This window comes from Mesorhizobium sp. DCY119 (genome assembly GCF_003590645.1).
Taxonomy (GTDB): domain Bacteria; phylum Pseudomonadota; class Alphaproteobacteria; order Rhizobiales; family Rhizobiaceae; genus Mesorhizobium_M.
Window position 1 is genome coordinate 3,021,707 of record NZ_CP031834.1, and the last position, 15,829, is coordinate 3,037,535.

Annotated in this window: 16 protein-coding genes and 1 pseudogene; 9 read left to right on the forward strand and 8 right to left on the reverse strand. The window is 60.5% G+C overall.

Annotated features, from left to right (window positions below; translation table 11 throughout):
• Nucleotides 1–102: 102 nt before the first annotated feature.
• Nucleotides 103–270 (forward strand): 50S ribosomal protein L33, encoded by a 168-nt coding sequence (gene rpmG / locus DZG07_RS14725; protein WP_019173400.1) that lies wholly within the window; start codon nucleotides 103–105, stop codon nucleotides 268–270.
• A gap of 388 nt (nucleotides 271–658) precedes the next feature.
• Here the strand turns inward: rpmG and DZG07_RS14735 are convergent, their stop codons facing one another.
• Together DZG07_RS14735 and DZG07_RS14740 are read right to left on the reverse strand one after the other, a co-directional pair.
• Nucleotides 659–2,032: a PleD family two-component system response regulator gene (locus tag DZG07_RS14735; protein ID WP_119821747.1), complete on the reverse strand. Its 1,374-nt coding sequence runs from the start codon at nucleotides 2,030–2,032 to the stop codon at nucleotides 659–661.
• A 37-nt stretch (nucleotides 2,033–2,069) separates the two neighbouring features.
• Complete coding sequence (locus tag DZG07_RS14740; RefSeq protein WP_084496673.1) at nucleotides 2,070–2,426, reverse strand: response regulator; 357 nt, start codon at nucleotides 2,424–2,426, stop codon at nucleotides 2,070–2,072.
• Between the two features lie 255 nt (nucleotides 2,427–2,681).
• Between DZG07_RS14740 and DZG07_RS14745 the strand changes: the two genes are divergently transcribed.
• Nucleotides 2,682–2,981: a DUF3572 domain-containing protein gene (locus tag DZG07_RS14745; RefSeq protein WP_119821749.1), complete on the forward strand. Its 300-nt coding sequence runs from the start codon at nucleotides 2,682–2,684 to the stop codon at nucleotides 2,979–2,981.
• Nucleotides 2,978–3,631, forward strand: coding sequence for a hypothetical protein (locus tag DZG07_RS14750; protein WP_119818172.1), 654 nt, complete (start codon nucleotides 2,978–2,980; stop codon nucleotides 3,629–3,631). The genes DZG07_RS14745 and DZG07_RS14750 overlap by 4 nt, the downstream gene beginning before the upstream one ends.
• Before the next feature lie 9 nt (nucleotides 3,632–3,640).
• On the opposite strand, the gene DZG07_RS14755 is transcribed toward DZG07_RS14750, so the two are convergent.
• Nucleotides 3,641–4,216 (reverse strand): GNAT family N-acetyltransferase, encoded by a 576-nt coding sequence (locus DZG07_RS14755; protein WP_119821751.1) that lies wholly within the window; start codon nucleotides 4,214–4,216, stop codon nucleotides 3,641–3,643.
• 67 nt (nucleotides 4,217–4,283) lie between these two features.
• On the opposite strand from DZG07_RS14755, the gene DZG07_RS14760 reads away from it, so the two are divergent.
• The 5 genes from DZG07_RS14760 (at nucleotide 4,284) to DZG07_RS14780 (ending at nucleotide 7,213) form a co-directional block, all read left to right on the forward strand.
• Nucleotides 4,284–5,612, forward strand: a complete 1,329-nt coding sequence (locus tag DZG07_RS14760) for a DNA polymerase IV (protein WP_119818175.1) — start codon at nucleotides 4,284–4,286, stop codon at nucleotides 5,610–5,612.
• Nucleotides 5,613–5,720: 108 nt separating this feature from the next.
• The gene (locus DZG07_RS14765; protein ID WP_119818178.1) at nucleotides 5,721–6,173 is read left to right on the forward strand and encodes a nuclear transport factor 2 family protein; all 453 of its coding nucleotides are present in this window, start codon (nucleotides 5,721–5,723) and stop codon (nucleotides 6,171–6,173) included.
• Nucleotides 6,170–6,472 (forward strand): hypothetical protein, encoded by a 303-nt coding sequence (locus DZG07_RS14770; protein ID WP_119818180.1) that lies wholly within the window; start codon nucleotides 6,170–6,172, stop codon nucleotides 6,470–6,472. The genes DZG07_RS14765 and DZG07_RS14770 overlap by 4 nt, the downstream gene beginning before the upstream one ends.
• Before the next feature lie 76 nt (nucleotides 6,473–6,548).
• A complete protein-coding gene (locus DZG07_RS14775) occupies nucleotides 6,549–6,791 on the forward strand; it encodes a type II toxin-antitoxin system prevent-host-death family antitoxin (RefSeq protein ID WP_119818183.1) in 243 nt (80 codons plus the stop codon).
• Nucleotides 6,791–7,213, forward strand: coding sequence for a type II toxin-antitoxin system VapC family toxin (locus DZG07_RS14780; protein WP_119818185.1), 423 nt, complete (start codon nucleotides 6,791–6,793; stop codon nucleotides 7,211–7,213). Before DZG07_RS14775 ends, DZG07_RS14780 begins: the two co-directional genes overlap by 1 nt.
• A gap of 17 nt (nucleotides 7,214–7,230) precedes the next feature.
• Here the strand turns inward: DZG07_RS14780 and dnaE are convergent, their stop codons facing one another.
• The 5 genes and pseudogenes from dnaE to DZG07_RS14805 all read right to left on the reverse strand — a co-directional run bounded on the left by dnaE (nucleotide 7,231) and on the right by DZG07_RS14805 (nucleotide 14,572).
• Nucleotides 7,231–10,719, reverse strand: a complete 3,489-nt coding sequence (gene dnaE, locus DZG07_RS14785; protein ID WP_245429647.1) for a DNA polymerase III subunit alpha — start codon at nucleotides 10,717–10,719, stop codon at nucleotides 7,231–7,233.
• Between the two features lie 220 nt (nucleotides 10,720–10,939).
• Nucleotides 10,940–11,226, reverse strand: a pseudogene (locus tag DZG07_RS14790) (GIY-YIG nuclease family protein).
• A 103-nt stretch (nucleotides 11,227–11,329) separates the two neighbouring features.
• Nucleotides 11,330–12,022, reverse strand: coding sequence for an HAD hydrolase-like protein (locus DZG07_RS14795; RefSeq protein WP_119818189.1), 693 nt, complete (start codon nucleotides 12,020–12,022; stop codon nucleotides 11,330–11,332).
• The gene (locus DZG07_RS14800; protein WP_119818191.1) at nucleotides 12,023–14,035 is read right to left on the reverse strand and encodes an acetyl/propionyl/methylcrotonyl-CoA carboxylase subunit alpha; all 2,013 of its coding nucleotides are present in this window, start codon (nucleotides 14,033–14,035) and stop codon (nucleotides 12,023–12,025) included.
• Nucleotides 14,036–14,137: 102 nt separating this feature from the next.
• On the reverse strand, nucleotides 14,138–14,572 hold the full coding sequence (locus DZG07_RS14805; protein WP_119818193.1) for a potassium channel family protein: 435 nt from the start codon (nucleotides 14,570–14,572) through the stop codon (nucleotides 14,138–14,140).
• A gap of 120 nt (nucleotides 14,573–14,692) precedes the next feature.
• On the opposite strand from DZG07_RS14805, the gene DZG07_RS14810 reads away from it, so the two are divergent.
• Complete coding sequence (locus tag DZG07_RS14810) at nucleotides 14,693–15,820, forward strand: S-(hydroxymethyl)glutathione dehydrogenase/class III alcohol dehydrogenase (protein ID WP_119818195.1); 1,128 nt, start codon at nucleotides 14,693–14,695, stop codon at nucleotides 15,818–15,820.
• The last annotated feature ends 9 nt before the right edge of the window (nucleotides 15,821–15,829 follow it).

Sequence of the window (15,829 nt, forward strand, 5' to 3'; positions counted from 1 at the left end):
TTTCCGCGCACGTTCTTTATGTGTCGCGCCAAGTTTCCCGCGTCCGGGCTCTTTTGCCGTGGTCAGGCGGCCCGAACTCCAGAAAATTAACGGACGAAAATCATGGCAAAAGCCGCAAACATCAAGATCAAGCTCCTGTCGACCGCCGATACCGGCTTTTTCTACGTGACGAGCAAGAACAGCCGCACGAAGACGGAAAAGCTGTCCTTCCGCAAATACGATCCGGTCGCCAAGAAGCACGTCGAATTCAAGGAAACGAAGATCAAGTAATCTTCGATTCTCCTGCTGGAAAAACGCCGCCTCCGGGCGGCGTTTTCATTTCTGGAAATGGAAAAGAAAAACGGGCCTCTCGGCCCGTTTTTTCATGCTTCATGTGAGAATTAGGGGGCCGGTCGGCGTTCTGACAGCGGTACGAGGAGGCCACTATGTGCCAGTGCCAACCGGCCGACCCCATGGACCCAGGAGATGCGGCGGACCTGAGCATCATGGGGCGTCGGCAGGACAATCCGGCATCTCCTCGCGCCGGTGTCCGTTCTTTCGCTGGAACATTCGCGCAAGACCAATTGAAAATCAACACTTTCTTAACCAATGCTACCGAATCGCTTGGATTAAGGTAAACACCCCTTCTCCTGATTCGCCGCACAACCCGATTTCGCAGCTATGCAGCTTTTGCGACTACCCGGTTGCGCCCCGCCGTCTTGGCCTCATAGAGCGCGACATCAGCCCGCTTCATCAAATCCTCGACCGTATCGGTGCCGCGCCTGAGCGAAGACACACCCACGCTGATGGTCACATTCAGCGTCTGGCCATCCTTGCCGACAGAGAATGGCGTTTGGGCAATCTCGGAACGGATGCGCTCGGCGACCTTTTCGGCGATCGCCCCATCGGTGTCCGGCATGACGACCACGAACTCTTCGCCGCCATAGCGGCAAGCCAGATCGATGCCGCGCACATTCTTGCGCAACCGGCGTGCGAATTCGCGCAGCACATCGTCGCCGCCGTCGTGACCATAGGTGTCGTTGACCGACTTGAACCGGTCCAGATCGGTGATCATCACCGAAATCGGACGACGACGCGCAACGGCGCGGTCGAACAGGGTCTGCAGATGGCTGTCGAGATAACGGCGGTTATGCAGGCCGGTCAGCCCGTCCGTCACCGCCATTTCGATCGTCTGCGTGACGCTGGCGCGCAGATGGTCGTTATAGCGCTTGCGCTTGACCTGCGTGCGCAGGCGGGCAGTCAGTTCCTGCTGGTCTATCGGGCGAATGAGATAGTCGTTCACGCCGAGCTCGAGCCCACGAATGATGCGCTCCTCCTCGCCCTCGTCCGCCAGCAGAATGATCGGCACAAAGCGTGTGCGATCGAGCGAGCGCAATTGCGAGCAAAGCCGTAGCGGATCGAACTCGGCAAAGCCGGTCGAGACGATGATGCACTCGTAGGGCAGTTCGGCCGCCTGGAAAAACCCGGTATGCGGATCGGCTACAACGTCGAGATCGGCCGCCTGCCGCAGCATTTTCTGGATGCGCTCAAAGGAGGACGGACGCTCATCGACCAGAAGCACTTTCGGCGTGACGTCTTCGGACGGCGGACGGCGGCTCAGAAGCTCTTCGATGCCGATGTTGCGCGTGGTCGAGGCACGAAGGCGCAATTCGTCGGTGAGCATCTTCAGGCGCACAAGACTTTTTACCCGCGTCATCAACTGAAGATCATTCACCGGCTTGGTCAGGAAATCGTCGGCTCCCACCTCCAGCCCGCGAATACGGTCGGAAACCTGGTCCAGCGCGGTGACCATCACCACAGGAATATGCGAGGTCGCAGGATCGCCCTTCAGCCGCCGACAGACCTCGAAGCCGTCCATATACGGCATCATCACGTCGAGCAGGACGACATCGACCTTGTCGTTCTGGCAGGTTTCAATGGCGTCCGCACCGTTGGTGGCCGTCAGCACATCGAAATATTCAGCGAGCAGCCGAACCTCGAGCAGCTTCACATTGGCAGGAATGTCGTCGACGACGAGAATACGCGCGGTCATGATGCTTCCTGCCGATGCGAGGGCGACGGAGCAGGCATCATGCGTCACCCAGATATGATTTGATTGTTTCGATGAAGCGCGGAACCGAGATCGGCTTCGAAATGTAGGCTTCGCAACCGCCCTGGCGAATGCGTTCCTCATCGCCCTTCATGGCAAATGCAGTGACGGCAATGACAGGTATGACGTGAAGTTCGTCGTCTTCCTTCAGCCACTTGGTCACCTCGAGGCCGGAGACCTCCGGCAGCTGGATATCCATCAGGATCAGATCAGGCTTATGGGTACGGGCAAGATCAAGCGCTTCCAGGCCGTTGCGCGTGCGCACGGTCTCATAGCCGCTTGCTTCGATCAGGTCGCGGAAGAGCTTCATATTGAGCTCATTGTCCTCGACGATCATAACCTTCTTAGCCATAGATTTCCCGTCCCGACTGCCGATCGCGCCAGCCTATACTTCTTGACGCGCCTTGCCGATGGCACCAAACCCGCGACAACATTAGCGCAAGATCATTGACGAAACGGAAACCGATCCGTCGCGGCGAATTCAAACATCAATCCTATACCAATTTTGATGCGACCGCCCGAAGACTTGCCCGAGCCGATCGTAGCGGCTACTTCCGACAAACGTTTTCGCATCGATGGCTTGAAAGTGACGATGGTCGATAAATTTTCAACGAGCAAGGACGCCGAGGCGATCGCCATCGAGGCACTCGTCTTCGTCGCATCGGACCCTGAACTCCTGCCGCGCTTCCTTGCCTTGACCGGCATCGAAGCATCGGCGATTCGCGAGGCGGCGCGCGAACCGGGTTTCCTGGCGGGCGTGCTGCAATTCATCCTCGCCCACGAACCGACGCTGATGCAGTTTTCGGAAAGCTCCGGCATCCCGCCGGCCAATATCGGAGCAGCACTGAGGCGCCTGCCACTCGGCGACGACAACCACCAGTCTTCGATATGAGCGACGATCCCGAAACCGCACGCCAGATCGCCGAGCTGGCGAAAGACGAGCGCCCGCTTCTGGTACTCGACGTCGATGAGGTGGTTCTGGAATTCGTTCAGCCCTTCATCGGCTTTCTCAGGTCGCGCGGTCTGGATCTGAAAACCGATTCGTTTAGGCTTCACGGCAATGTCTTCGACCGCGATACGAATGAGGCTCTCGCCAACGAACGCGTTTCGACGCTGATCGAAGATTTCTTCTTCGTTCAGGCCGATTGGCAGGTCGCGCCGGCGGGCGCAGTCGAGGCTGTCGCGGCGATAGCCGAGAAAGCGGAAATCGTCATGCTGACGGCGATGCCGCATCAGCACCGGGCGACCCGACGCATGCTTCTGGACCGGCTTGGCTTCCCCTACCCGCTGGTGACCACCGAAACGGCGAAAGGTCCGGCGATTAGGCAGCTGCGCGGTGAACATCCTCGCCCCGTCGCCTTCGTCGACGACATCGCCCGCAATCTCGTTTCCGTGCAAGAGGCGGTTGCCGACGCTCATCTCTTTCACCTCATGGCGCACAAGGGCCTGCGTGCACTTATGCCGCCGTTGCCGGAAGGCATCACCTTCGTAGACGACTGGCACGATGCTGCGCCAAAAATCACTGTTGCTTTGGGTATTTAGGCTCAGAACCTACACCACAAAACGCATCAGCGGCCGGCCTAGCTTGCGCTCTATCATCTGCGAAAAGCCAGCTTTCTCGAAAACCCGGGTCGAACCGACGAAAAGGCCGAGCGAGCGCGAATCCTTCGATTGGTTCATCGGACAGGCCTCGACAAACCGCGCACCGTTCTTGCGTGCAAATTCGACCCCGGCACCGACAAGTCTATGAGTCAGTCCTTTGCCCCGCGCCTTATTGCGGATGAAAAAGCAGGAGATCGCCCAGACGGACGGATCGGCGGCTTCCTCAGGCTCGAGCGGAGCGGAACCTCTGCCCGCATTGTTCCATTCGGGCACATCCGCCCTCGGTCCTATCTGCATCCAGCCCGTCGCGATATCGTCCTCGAACGCCAGCAGGCCGGGCGGCGGACCTGATTCGATGCGCGCCTTGATGAATTCCTTGTTGTGCACCCGGTCGTTTTCCCGGCGCTGCGCCGGCGGCAACCGAAAATGCGTGCACCAGCAGCCGTAGCAGGCGCCTTGCTTGCCGAAGAGATCCTCGAAAGCCGGCCATAGATCGACTGTCAGCGGCTCGATTGTCAGTTTCATCATACATCTCCGCGACCGCAGCCTTGCGAGCTGCAGCTTGCTGCCATAAGATTGCGATGTTCCTCTTATGTTCGCAGTCATGGGCACCTCTGTCAACGATCCAAGCTACGGTTTCTGCCGAGATTGTCTCGCCGTGCAGCGCGGGCTGGCGATGCGTTGTACCGGTTGCGGAAGTCCGCGCCTTATGCGGCATCCGGAACTTTATGCGCTGCATATCGCCCATATCGATTGCGATGCCTTCTATGCGGCGGTGGAAAAGCGCGACAATCCGGATCTGAAGGACAAGCCGGTCATCATCGGCGGCGGCAAGCGCGGCGTCGTCTCGACCGCCTGCTACATCGCGCGCATCAATGGCGTACGTTCGGCGATGCCGATGTTCAAGGCGCTGGAAGCCTGCCCGCAAGCTGTCGTCATCTCGCCCAACATGGAAAAATATGTCCGCGTCGGCCGCGAGGTCCGCGCCATGATGCAGGCGCTGACGCCGCTGGTCGAACCTATCTCCATCGACGAAGCGTTTCTCGATCTTGCCGGCACCGAGCGCCTTCATGGCCTCCCGCCCGCATTGGTGCTGGCGCGGTTCGCGCAGAGCGTCGAAAAGGAAATCGGCATCACCGTTTCGGCCGGTCTTTCCTATTGCAAATTCCTGGCGAAAGTCGCCTCGGACTTCCGCAAGCCGCGCGGCTTTTCGATCATCGGCGAAGCGGAAGCCGTCACGTTTCTCGCCGAGCAGCCGGTAACGCTGATCTGGGGCGTGGGGAAAGCCTTCGCCGCGACGCTGGAAAGCGACGGCATCCGCACCATCGGCCAGATCCAGCGGATGGAGCGCGGGGACCTGATGCGGCGCTACGGCACGATGGGCGACCGGCTCTACCGGCTGTCGCGCGGACAGGATACGCGCCGCGTCGAGCCCGACCATGACGCGAAAAGCGTGTCGGCGGAAACCACCTTCGACACCGACCTCGCCTCCTCCGCCGATCTGGTGCCGATCTTGCGGGCATTGTCTGAAAAGGTTTCCACACGGCTGAAGAAATCCGGCATCGCGGGGCGCACGGTGGTGCTGAAACTGAAGACGCAGGATTTCAAGATCCGCACGCGCAACCGCCAGCTTGGCGATCCGACGCGGCTGGCAGATCGCATCTTCCAGACCGGCATGCAGCTTCTCCAGAAGGAAACCGACGGCACGAAATACAGGCTGCTCGGCATAGGCGTCAGCGACCTCACCGGCGTCGAGAAGGCCGACCCCCCCGACCTCATCGACGTGCAGTCTCGCAAGCGTGCATTGGCCGAAGGCGCCATGGATGCCTTGCGCGACAAGTTCGGGAAGACGGCAGTCGAAACCGGCTACACCTTCGGCAAGGGACGCAGGGCGCATCCGCGCGAGGATGTGGAAGACTGAACCGCAGCGCACCATCGGCGCTGCTCAATAAAAAATCTCTATCCTGTCGGACATCGCCTTCCTCGTTCGTCCTTCGGATGCATCCCCAGGAACAACGGAGGATTTGTCATGAGCATCAACACCGACAGGAAAGAAATCCGCGCCGTCATGGACGCCATCCGTCAGGCGCATTACGACAAGAATGCGGCCCGCGTTATCGCCCAATACGAGCCTGAAGCGCTGATTTTCGATCTAGCGCCGCCGCTCGATCATCGGCCCAATGTCGATGGTCTTTCAGCCTGGTTCGATACCTGGCAAGGGCCGGTCGAGATCGAAGCGCATGATTTCGAGATTACGATCGACGGCGACATCGCCTTCGGCCACGGCTTCTACCGCACCAGCGCCACGACCACGCAAGGCGGCGAAAGGGCTGTCTTCTGGTCACGCGCGACGGTCTGCCTCAAGCGTACCAACGGCGTCTGGAAGATCGCCCACGAGCATACGTCCGTGCCATTCTACATGGATGGAAGCTTTCGCGCGGCAATCGACCTCGAGCCGAAATCCAAGGAGGATGCGGCATGACCACAAGCAAACCCGGTAAGATTGGCATCGAGAACGTGAACCATCCCGGCAACGTCGAGTTTGTCGATGCAGAGATGTATGAGGCTATGAAGCACGCTTTGCTAAAGACGCTGCCAGGCACCACACCGGGGCTGACCGTGGCGGAGGTTCAAAAGCGCGTCGTCGATCATCTGCCGCAGGCGTTATTTCCCGGCGGCGCCAAATCAGGCTGGTGGATGAAGGCAGTCCAGCTCGATTTGGAGGCAAAACGCGTCATCGCGCGGGAGAAAGTCACGCCGCTTCGGCTGCACAAGGCTTGATGCTGTTACCGATGTCGATTGAACCCAAGCCAACGGGATGCTACATATGACCATCTAACTGGTCATGAGAAAATCTATGAGCACCGTCAATCTTGCCGACGCAAAGGCGCATCTCAGCGAACTGATCGGCCGCGTCGCTGAAGGCGACACAGTCCGCATTACGCGGCGCGGCAAGCCGATTGCGCAACTGAGTTCCGTCAAGAAAACGCTGCAACCGATTGATTTGGCCGCACTGAAAAGCATCACGGACCAAATGCCGGCGCAGCGGCAGTCCGCCGGCGAGTTCATGCGCGACGTTCGCGATGGCGACCGGTATTGATGCTCTATATCGACACATCAGTGCTGGTCGCCGCACTGACCAAGGAAGCCAGAACCGATTATGTTCAAAGCTGGCTGAGCCAACAGGATCCGAACGAACTCGCAATCAGTGACTGGGTCATAACGGAATTCTCTTCAGCCCTATCAATCAAGCTTCGTACGGATCAATTATCGGCTGAGCACCGCGCTTCAGCCCTCGCCGCGTTCGTCCAGCTTGTATCCAATTCATTCAACACGCTCCCGATATCCGGGGCTCAGTTTCGCGCGGCTGCGCGTTTTGCTGATCAATATACGCTCGGACTGAGGGCCGGCGACGCCCTGCATCTCGCCGTGGCGGCTGACAACGGTGCAACCGTTGTTACGCTCGACAAGCGATTGGCCGAAGCGGGCCTCCCGCTCGGCCTGAAAACGCAGCTTCTTTAAACAAAAGCCCGCCGGCGCTAAACCAACTCCACCTCGACCACGCCGGGAACGGCGCGCATGGCAGATGCTATCTGCGGCGAGATGCGGTAGCGGTTGGGTAGTTCGACCTCGACTTCGCCCTGCGCGCCATCCTTGATCAGTACGAAACTCACCTGCCCCTCGCCCTTGACGTTGAGCTGGTTGGCAAGGGTTCCGAGCGGCGACGCATCGCGCAGGTAGACGCGTAGCGCCTTCTGGACGCGGCTTGCCTCGTCCTCCAGCGAATGCACGGTCTGGATGCGCAGGTTGATGCCTTCCGGGCGGTCTTCGGCCGCGACCGTGATGACGACAGAACGGCCTGCCTCGAGCAGATCGCGATATTGCGCCAGCCCTTCCGAAAACAGCACTGCTTCATACTGGCCGGTGGTGTCGGAGAAAGCGACGACGCCCATCTTGTTGCCGGTGCGGGTCTTGCGCTCCTGCTTGGACGTGACGGTGCCGGCCAGTCGCCCCGCGGCAGCGCCCCGCTTCACGGCGATGGAAAAGTCGGCCCATGTCTGGGCGCGCATCTTTTCCAGAACCGCCTTGTACTCATCCAGCGGATGCGCAGAGAGATAGAAGCCGACGACCTGGAATTCGCGGTGCAACCGGTCTGCCGGCAGCCAGATATCGGCCGCAGGCAGATGTAGCGTCTGCGCCTGTCCGCCCATTGCACTGCCAAAGATGTCGGACTGGCCCGAGGCGGCATTTTCCTGCGCGCGCTGCGCCATGCCCATCATGCGCTCGACGCCGGCCATAAGGGCTGCCCGGTCATGACCGAAGCAATCGAAGGCGCCGGCCATGATCAGGCTTTCGAAGACGCGTTTTCCGACAATCTTCGGATCGATGCGTTCGCAGAAATCGGCAAGGCTGGCGAACGGCTTTTCCTTGCGCTTGGCGACGATGTGCTCGACGGCGGCATCGCCGACGCCCTTGAGGGCTGCCAGCGCGTAGAAGATGCGGTTTTCGGCAACCTCGAAATCGCGGAACGAGGTCATCACCGAGGGCGCAACCACGTCGATACCGAGGCGCAGCGCATCCTGTCGGAAGTCGGCGAGCTTGTCGGTGTTGGACATATCCAGCGTCATCGACGCGGCAAGGAACTCGACCGGGTAATGCGCCTTCAGATAGGCGGTCTGATAGGACACCACCGCATAGGCAGCGGCGTGCGACTTGTTGAAGCCGTAGTCGGCAAACTTGGCCAGAAGGTCGAAGATGAAATCGGCCTGCGGCTTGCTCACGCCCTTTTCCACCGCACCGGTAACGAAGCGCTCGCGCTGCTTGTCCATCTCGGCGCGGATCTTCTTGCCCATGGCGCGGCGCAGAAGATCTGCTTCGCCGAGCGAGTAGCCGGCCAATTCCTGCGCGATCTGCATCACCTGTTCCTGGTAGACGATGACGCCTTGGGTCTCCTTGACCAGGTGATCGATCTTGGGATGGATCGAGGCGATCTCCTCCTCGCCATGCTTGCGCGCATTGTAGGTCGGGATGTTCTCCATCGGGCCCGGCCGGTAGAGCGCGACCAGCGCGATGATATCCTCGATGCGGTCGGGCTTCATGCCGATCAGCGCCTTGCGCATGCCGGCACTTTCAACCTGGAACACGCCGACAACCTCGCCGCGCGACAGCATCGCATAGGTCTTCTCGTCATCGAGCGGAATGCGCGCCAGATCGACCTCGATGCCTCGACGGCGGATGAGCCGCACCGCGGTCTCCAGCACCGTCAGCGTCTTCAGGCCAAGGAAGTCGAACTTCACCAGCCCGGCCTCTTCGACCATCTTCATGTTGAACTGCGTGACCGGCATGTCGGAGCGTGGGTCGCGATACATCGGCACCAGTTCCGACAGCGGACGGTCGCCGATGACGATGCCGGCAGCGTGCGTCGAGGCGTGGCGGTAAAGCCCTTCCAGCTTCTGCGCCATGTCGAGCAGCGTCTGGACGATCGGCTCCTTCTCGGTCTCCTCGGCAAATCGCGGCTCGTTGGCGATGGCGTCGGCAAGTTTAACCGGATTTGCCGGGTTCTGCGGCACCATCTTACAGAGGCGGTCAACCTGACCGTAGGGCATCTGCAGCACGCGCCCGACGTCGCGCAGCACGGCGCGCGCCTGCAGCGTTCCAAAGGTGATGATCTGGCCGACCTGGTCGCGGCCATAACGGCCCTGGACGTAGCGGATCACCTCTTCACGCCGGTCCTGGCAGAAATCGATGTCGAAGTCGGGCATCGAGACGCGGTCGGGGTTGAGGAAGCGCTCGAACAGCAGCGAAAAACGCAGCGGATCGATGTCGGTGATGGTCAGGGCATAGGCAACCAGCGAGCCCGCGCCCGAACCACGGCCCGGGCCGACCGGAATGCCTTGGGCCTTCGCCCATTTGATGAAGTCCGAGACGATCAGGAAGTAGCCGGGAAACTTCATCCGTTCGATGATGCCGAGCTCGAATTCCAGCCGCTCGCTGTACTGCTCGACCGTGAAGCCTTCGGTCAGTCCGGCGGTTTCAAAACGCTGCTGCAAGCCCTCCCGGGCCTGCCTGCGCAATTCGTCGGCCTCGGCCTTGAGCGCCTCAGTCGGATCGGCTTCGTCACCACCGGTGAAGCGCGGCAGGATCGGATTGCGCTTCTTCGGGTAGTAGGAACAGCGCTGCGCGATCTCGATTGTGTTGTCGAGCGCTTCAGGAATGTCTGCAAAAAGCGCCGACATCTCCTTCTGACTCTTCAGATAATTGTCGGGCGACAGACGGCGACGCTCGTCGGACGCAACGACCGAGCCTTCGGCGATGGCAATCAGCGCGTCATGGGCTTCGTAGTCGTCGCGGGATTGGAAGAACGCCTCATTGGTGGCGACCAGCGGCAGGCGATGGCGATAGGCAAGATCGATGGTTGCGGCTTCGAGGTTCCGGTCATAGCCGCCGAGACGCTGCAGTTCGACATAGAGCCGATCACCGAACAGCGCCTTCAGCGCCAGCAGCCTTGTCTCGGCCAGTTCCGTGTGGCCGGATTTCAGCGCGGTGCCGACAGGCCCCAGCGGCCCGCCGGTAAGGCAGATCAGCCCCGGCGAGAACTCCTCCAGCCACTCCGTGGTGACCTGCACCGCTTCGCCTGGCGGCGTTTCGAGATAGGAGCGGCTGACAAGGCGAACGAGATTGGCGTAGCCCTCTTCGGTCGCGGCGATCAGCACGATCGGGTGCAGATCTGCCCCCTGGCGGCGATTGCCGCCGCGCGAGGAATCATTGACCTCACCAGTGAAGGACAGGCTTGTCTGACAGCCGACCAGCGGCTGCACGCCCTCCTTGGTGGTCTTTTGCGCGAATTCGAGCGCACCGAACAGGTTGTTGGTGTCGGTGATGGCGATGGCCGGCGCGCTGTCCTTGACGGCGTGGCCGACGATCTTGCCGACCTGCAACGCGCCTTCCAGCAGCGAATAGGCGGAATGCACACGCAGATGGATGAAGTTGCGCTGGACAGGCTGGGCCTTCACCCGCGCATTTTGCATGCTGCGCAGGATGGGGTCGCGCGGAGGCCTGTCGCTCGCCATATCTTACGCCTTTGCTACTCGACTCAGGTATCTATTTTGGTCATGGAGCGCCGTGGGTCTAGTGCGAAATCACATTGAACACAGAAGCCTGCATTCATTTCGGCGTTACGGAATGGGTCCCGGATAGCCTTCGCTTCGCTACGGCTTCCGGGATGACGCACGGAGGATTTCCGCAGTCTTACCAGCCCATGCCCCCGTAGAGTTCACGCCAATCCGGGTTCATCTTCTCGATCAGTTCGATCTTCCACGATCGACGCCATCTCTTGATCCGCTTTTCGGCAATGATCGCTTCACCGATGTCCAGATATTCCTGATACCAGACCAGCCGTATTGCTCCGTATCGAGCAGTGAAGCCCTTTGTCATGCGTTGCTTGTGTTCCCATACGCGCCGGCCCAGATCGGCGGTCACGCCGTATACAACGTTCCGTCTCGTTTCGAAGCCAGGATGTAAACGAACCCGCTCATGGCTATGATGACACTCCGGAAAAGCGAATACCGACGTCATCCCGGAAGCCGTAGCGAAGCGAAGGCTATCCGGGACCCATTCCGGACCATAGCCTCCGTAAAATCATGCCGTAAAGCGCGCGGTCGGCTCCAGCAACGCGCCGATCAGCTGACGCAATTCCGCAGGTCGCCCGGCAATTCGCGCAGCACCAGCGTCTTCCAGTTCCTTGCGATCGCCATAGCCCCAAAGCACGCCGACGGTCTCGATGCCGTTCAGCTTGGCGCCGACCACATCATGCGAACGATCGCCGATCATGGCGGCTCGTGTGGCATCGATCGGCTCGGTTGCGAGGATATGGGCGATCAGGTCGCCCTTCACGGAATTTCGGCCATCCAGCTCAGAGCCGTGCACGACGTTGAAATAGCGGCGAAGATCGAAGTGGTCGATGATCTCGCCGGCATAGGTTTTCAGTTTCGAAGTCGCGACCGACAGGAAGTAGCCATCGGCAACCAGTTCGGCCAGCGCCTCGGGAATGCCGTCGATCAGGATGTTCTCGAATTTACCGACATCCGAATAGCGCTCGCGGTAAAGCCGCACGCCCTCGTCGATCAAAGCCGGGTCGTCGGTTTCGAGCAGGATGCCAAACGCCGACTTGATCGGCGGACCGATGCACCAGCGCAGGTCGTCGGCGGCAGGTGCGATGCGGCCGAGCTTTTCGACCGCATATTGCAGCGATTTGGTAATGCCGACGAAGGGGTCCGTCAGCGTGCCGTCAAGATCGAACAGAACGGCCTGCCGCCGCGCGGACACATCCATTCAGGCAAACTCCATGATCACGGCATCGACGGCGAGGCTGTCGCCGGCCTTGGCATTGATCTTCTCGACCGTCAGGTCGCGGTCGGCGCGCAGCACGTTTTCCATCTTCATCGCCTCGACCACGGCCAATGTCTCCCCGGCCTTGACCTCTTGGCCCTCGGCGACGGCAATCGAAACCACCAGTCCGGGCATCGGGCATAGCAGCAGATTGGAGGTATCGGGCGCAATTTTCACCGGCATAAGGCGGTCGAGTTCTGCGGTGCGCGGCAGCATGGCGCGCGCCGTCACCGACATGCCTTTCCAGGCGATGCGGATGCCGTTCGGCACAGGCCTGATCTGCGCCGCAATGCTGCGTCCACCGACAGCTCCCTGCCAGACGGCCTCGCCCGGGCGCCAGTCGGAAATAACCGTCATCGGTTTGCCGCCGGCAACTAGCAGGTCGACCTCGATCGGAATCGAAACCATCCCCTCGCCGACCGCGACCGGGATATAATCGTCGCCGATGCGCACGACCCAATCCGGCTTCAGCACGCCCGAATGCGGGGCCAGCCGCCCGGTCAGGCGATCGAGGCGGTCGCGCCGCAGGAGCTCGACCACAGTGGCAATCGCGGCCAGAACCGACTTCTCCTCCGCGTTCGGCGTGATCGGCGCAAAGCCATCAGGATATTCCTCGGCAATGAAACCCGTCGAAAGCCGGCCTTCGCGCCAGCGCGGATGCTGCATCAGGGCCGCCAGAAACGGAATGTTGTGCTCGATGCCGTCGACCACGAACATATCCAGCGCCTCGGACATCGCATCGATCGCTTCGAGCCGCGTCGGTGCCCACGTGCAGAGCTTTGCGATCATCGGATCGTAGAACATCGAGATTTCCGAACCTTCGGTCACACCGGTATCGTTGCGGATGACGATGTCGCCGAATTTTCCTTCCTCGGGCGGCCGGTAGCTGGTCAACCGGCCAATGGAGGGCAGAAAATTGCGATACGGATCCTCGGCATAGAGCCGGCTCTCGACAGCCCAGCCGTTCAGCTTCACATCGGCCTGGCTGATCGCCAGTTTTTCACCGGCGGAAACACGGATCATCTGCTCGACCAGATCGATGCCGGTGATGAGCTCCGTTACAGGATGCTCGACCTGCAAACGTGTATTCATTTCAAGGAAGTAGAAGTTTTTCTGGCTGTCGACGATGAACTCGACGGTGCCGGCGCTCTGATAGTCCACCGCTTTGGCCAAGGCCACGGACTGCTCGCCCATGGCCTTGCGTGTCTTCTCGTCAAGGAATGGCGAAGGCGCTTCTTCCGCGACCTTCTGGTTGCGGCGCTGGATCGAGCATTCGCGCTCGCCGAGATAGATGGCGTTGCCGTGACCGTCGGCCAGGACCTGGATTTCGATGTGGCGCGGATCGACGACGAATTTCTCGATGAAAACGCGGTCGTCACCGAAAGAGCTTTTCGCCTCCGAGCGAGCGCGGTCGAAGCCGTCGCGCACTTCGGCCTCAGACCACGCGATGCGCATGCCCTTGCCGCCGCCGCCGGCTGACGCCTTGATCATCACGGGATAGCCGATTTCGCCGGCGATCTTTTCGGCATGATCGACGTCCTCGATAACGCCGAGATAGCCCGGAACTGTCGAGACCTTCGCCGCATTGGCGAATTTCTTCGATTCGATCTTGTCCCCCATGGCCTTGATCGCCTTGGGCTTGGGGCCGATGAAGACGATGCCTTCCTTTTCCAGCGCCTCGCAGAATGAAGCCCGCTCTGACAGGAAGCCATAGCCCGGATGCACGGCCTCCGCCCCGGTCTGCTTGCAGGCTTCGATGATCTTCTCGGCCACCAGATAGCTTTGTGCGGCCGCCGCCGGGCCGATATGCACCGCCTCATCCGCCATTTCGACATGAACCGCATCGCGGTCGGCGTCTGAATAGACGGCAACCGTTGCGATACCCATCCTGCGGGCTGTCTTGATGACGCGGCAGGCGATCTCGCCACGATTGGCGATCAGGATTTTCTTGAACATGGACGAATGGTTCCTCCGGTGGCGGGGATCGTTTTATGGACTATCCCGCCGCGCCTCAAGTGCCGGATTCACAAACCCGCTTTGCGCGAGAAATTGCCACTCTCAAAAATGCTTGTCGCGCTCGAAAGGTCCGAAGCGCACGCCTGAGGTGACCAGATAGGCCGCTGTCCAACCCATGACGAGAAGGCCGGTTATGCCTTCCATGGCGGAAAGCAGCCGCCACTCTTTCAACGGAGTCACGTCGTTGAAGCCGACGGTGGCGAATGTCGAGGCAGAGAAATAAAACGCGGTCTCGAAATCCGGCAGCGCGCCGACCGCCAGCATCCCGGCAGCCCAAATCGCAAGCTCGATGCAAACCAGAACGAACAACCCCAGTGCAAGCGCCCCCATCGCCAGAGCCTTTTCGCCCTGCTTGCCGTCGATCAGAGGATGCGACAGCAGAAAGGAGACAATATGCGTAAGGACGATCAATCCGGCCACATGCACCAGGAAAGTCAGCACGTCGAAGATCATGGCGAGGAGAAGATTTGCGATCATGCTGCGAACTAAAGGCGCAGATGGTGGCCCGGCTATGGCAAAACGCGGACATTTCGCCTAGTCAGTCTGACAAGCACCGACCCAACCATTGAGACAGATCTACGCAGAAGGAATTGCCTGATGAAGACCCGCGCCGCAGTCGCCGTTGGAGCCGGAAAGCCGCTTGAAATCATGGAAGTCGACCTCGAAGGTCCGCGCGAAGGCGAGGTCCTGGTCGAAATCAAGGCGACCGGCATCTGCCACACCGACGAGTTCACGCTTTCGGGTGCCGACCCGGAAGGCATTTTTCCGGCGATTCTCGGCCATGAGGGTGCCGGCGTCGTCGTCGATGTCGGCAAGGGCGTCACGTCGCTGAAGAAAGGTGACCACGTCATCCCGCTCTACACACCCGAATGCCGCCAGTGCCCGTCCTGCCTGTCGCGCAAGACCAATCTCTGCACCGCGATCCGCTCGACGCAAGGCCAGGGCCTGATGCCCGACGGTTCCAGCCGCTTCTCCATCGGCAAGGACAAGATCTTCCACTATATGGGCTGCTCGACCTTCTCGAACTTCACGGTTCTGCCCGAGATCGCGCTGGCCAAGGTCAACCCGGACGCGCCGTTCGACAAGATCTGCTACATCGGCTGCGGCGTCACCACCGGCATCGGCGCGGTCATCAACACGGCCAAGGTCGAGATCGGCGCGACGGCGGTCGTGTTCGGCCTTGGCGGCATCGGCCTCAACGTGCTTCAGGGCCTGAGGATGGCCGGCGCCGACATGATCATCGGCGTCGACATCAACAACGACCGCAAGGCATGGGGCGAGAAGTTCGGCATGACGCATTTCGTCAATCCGAAGGAGATCGACGGCGACATCGTGCCTTACCTCGTCAACATGACCAAGCGCGGTGCCGACCAGATCGGTGGGGCGGACTACACCTTCGACTGCACCGGCAATGTGAAGGTCATGCGCCAAGCCCTTGAAGCGGCTCACCGCGGCTGGGGCGAGAGCATCGTCATCGGCGTTGCAGGTGCGGGCCAGGAAATCTCGACGCGGCCGTTCCAGTTGGTCACCGGCCGCACCTGGAAAGGCACTGCCTTCGGCGGCGCGCGCGGCCGCACCGACGTGCCGAAGATCGTCGACTGGTATATGGAAGGCAAGATCCAGATCGACCCGATGATCACCCACACCATGCCGCTCGAAGACATCAACAAGGGTTTCGACCTGATGCATAAGGGCGAGAGCATCCGAAGCGTGGTGATCTACTAAGCCAGGGAA

Coding starts and splice junctions, on each gene's coding strand:
- rpmG (WP_019173400.1), top strand. CDS start 103: ATGGCAAAAGCCGCAAACATCAAGATCAAGCTCCTGTCGACCGCCGAT.
- DZG07_RS14735 (WP_119821747.1), bottom strand. CDS start 2,032: ATGACCGCGCGTATTCTCGTCGTCGACGACATTCCTGCCAATGTGAAG.
- DZG07_RS14740 (WP_084496673.1), bottom strand. CDS start 2,426: ATGATCGTCGAGGACAATGAGCTCAATATGAAGCTCTTCCGCGACCTG.
- DZG07_RS14745 (WP_119821749.1), top strand. CDS start 2,682: ATGGTCGATAAATTTTCAACGAGCAAGGACGCCGAGGCGATCGCCATC.
- DZG07_RS14750 (WP_119818172.1), top strand. CDS start 2,978: ATGAGCGACGATCCCGAAACCGCACGCCAGATCGCCGAGCTGGCGAAA.
- DZG07_RS14755 (WP_119821751.1), bottom strand. CDS start 4,216: ATGAAACTGACAATCGAGCCGCTGACAGTCGATCTATGGCCGGCTTTC.
- DZG07_RS14760 (WP_119818175.1), top strand. CDS start 4,284: ATGTTCGCAGTCATGGGCACCTCTGTCAACGATCCAAGCTACGGTTTC.
- DZG07_RS14765 (WP_119818178.1), top strand. CDS start 5,721: ATGAGCATCAACACCGACAGGAAAGAAATCCGCGCCGTCATGGACGCC.
- DZG07_RS14770 (WP_119818180.1), top strand. CDS start 6,170: ATGACCACAAGCAAACCCGGTAAGATTGGCATCGAGAACGTGAACCAT.
- DZG07_RS14775 (WP_119818183.1), top strand. CDS start 6,549: ATGAGCACCGTCAATCTTGCCGACGCAAAGGCGCATCTCAGCGAACTG.
- DZG07_RS14780 (WP_119818185.1), top strand. CDS start 6,791: ATGCTCTATATCGACACATCAGTGCTGGTCGCCGCACTGACCAAGGAA.
- dnaE (WP_245429647.1), bottom strand. CDS start 10,719: ATGCAAAATGCGCGGGTGAAGGCCCAGCCTGTCCAGCGCAACTTCATC.
- DZG07_RS14795 (WP_119818189.1), bottom strand. CDS start 12,022: ATGGATGTGTCCGCGCGGCGGCAGGCCGTTCTGTTCGATCTTGACGGC.
- DZG07_RS14800 (WP_119818191.1), bottom strand. CDS start 14,035: ATGTTCAAGAAAATCCTGATCGCCAATCGTGGCGAGATCGCCTGCCGC.
- DZG07_RS14805 (WP_119818193.1), bottom strand. CDS start 14,572: ATGATCGCAAATCTTCTCCTCGCCATGATCTTCGACGTGCTGACTTTC.
- DZG07_RS14810 (WP_119818195.1), top strand. CDS start 14,693: ATGAAGACCCGCGCCGCAGTCGCCGTTGGAGCCGGAAAGCCGCTTGAA.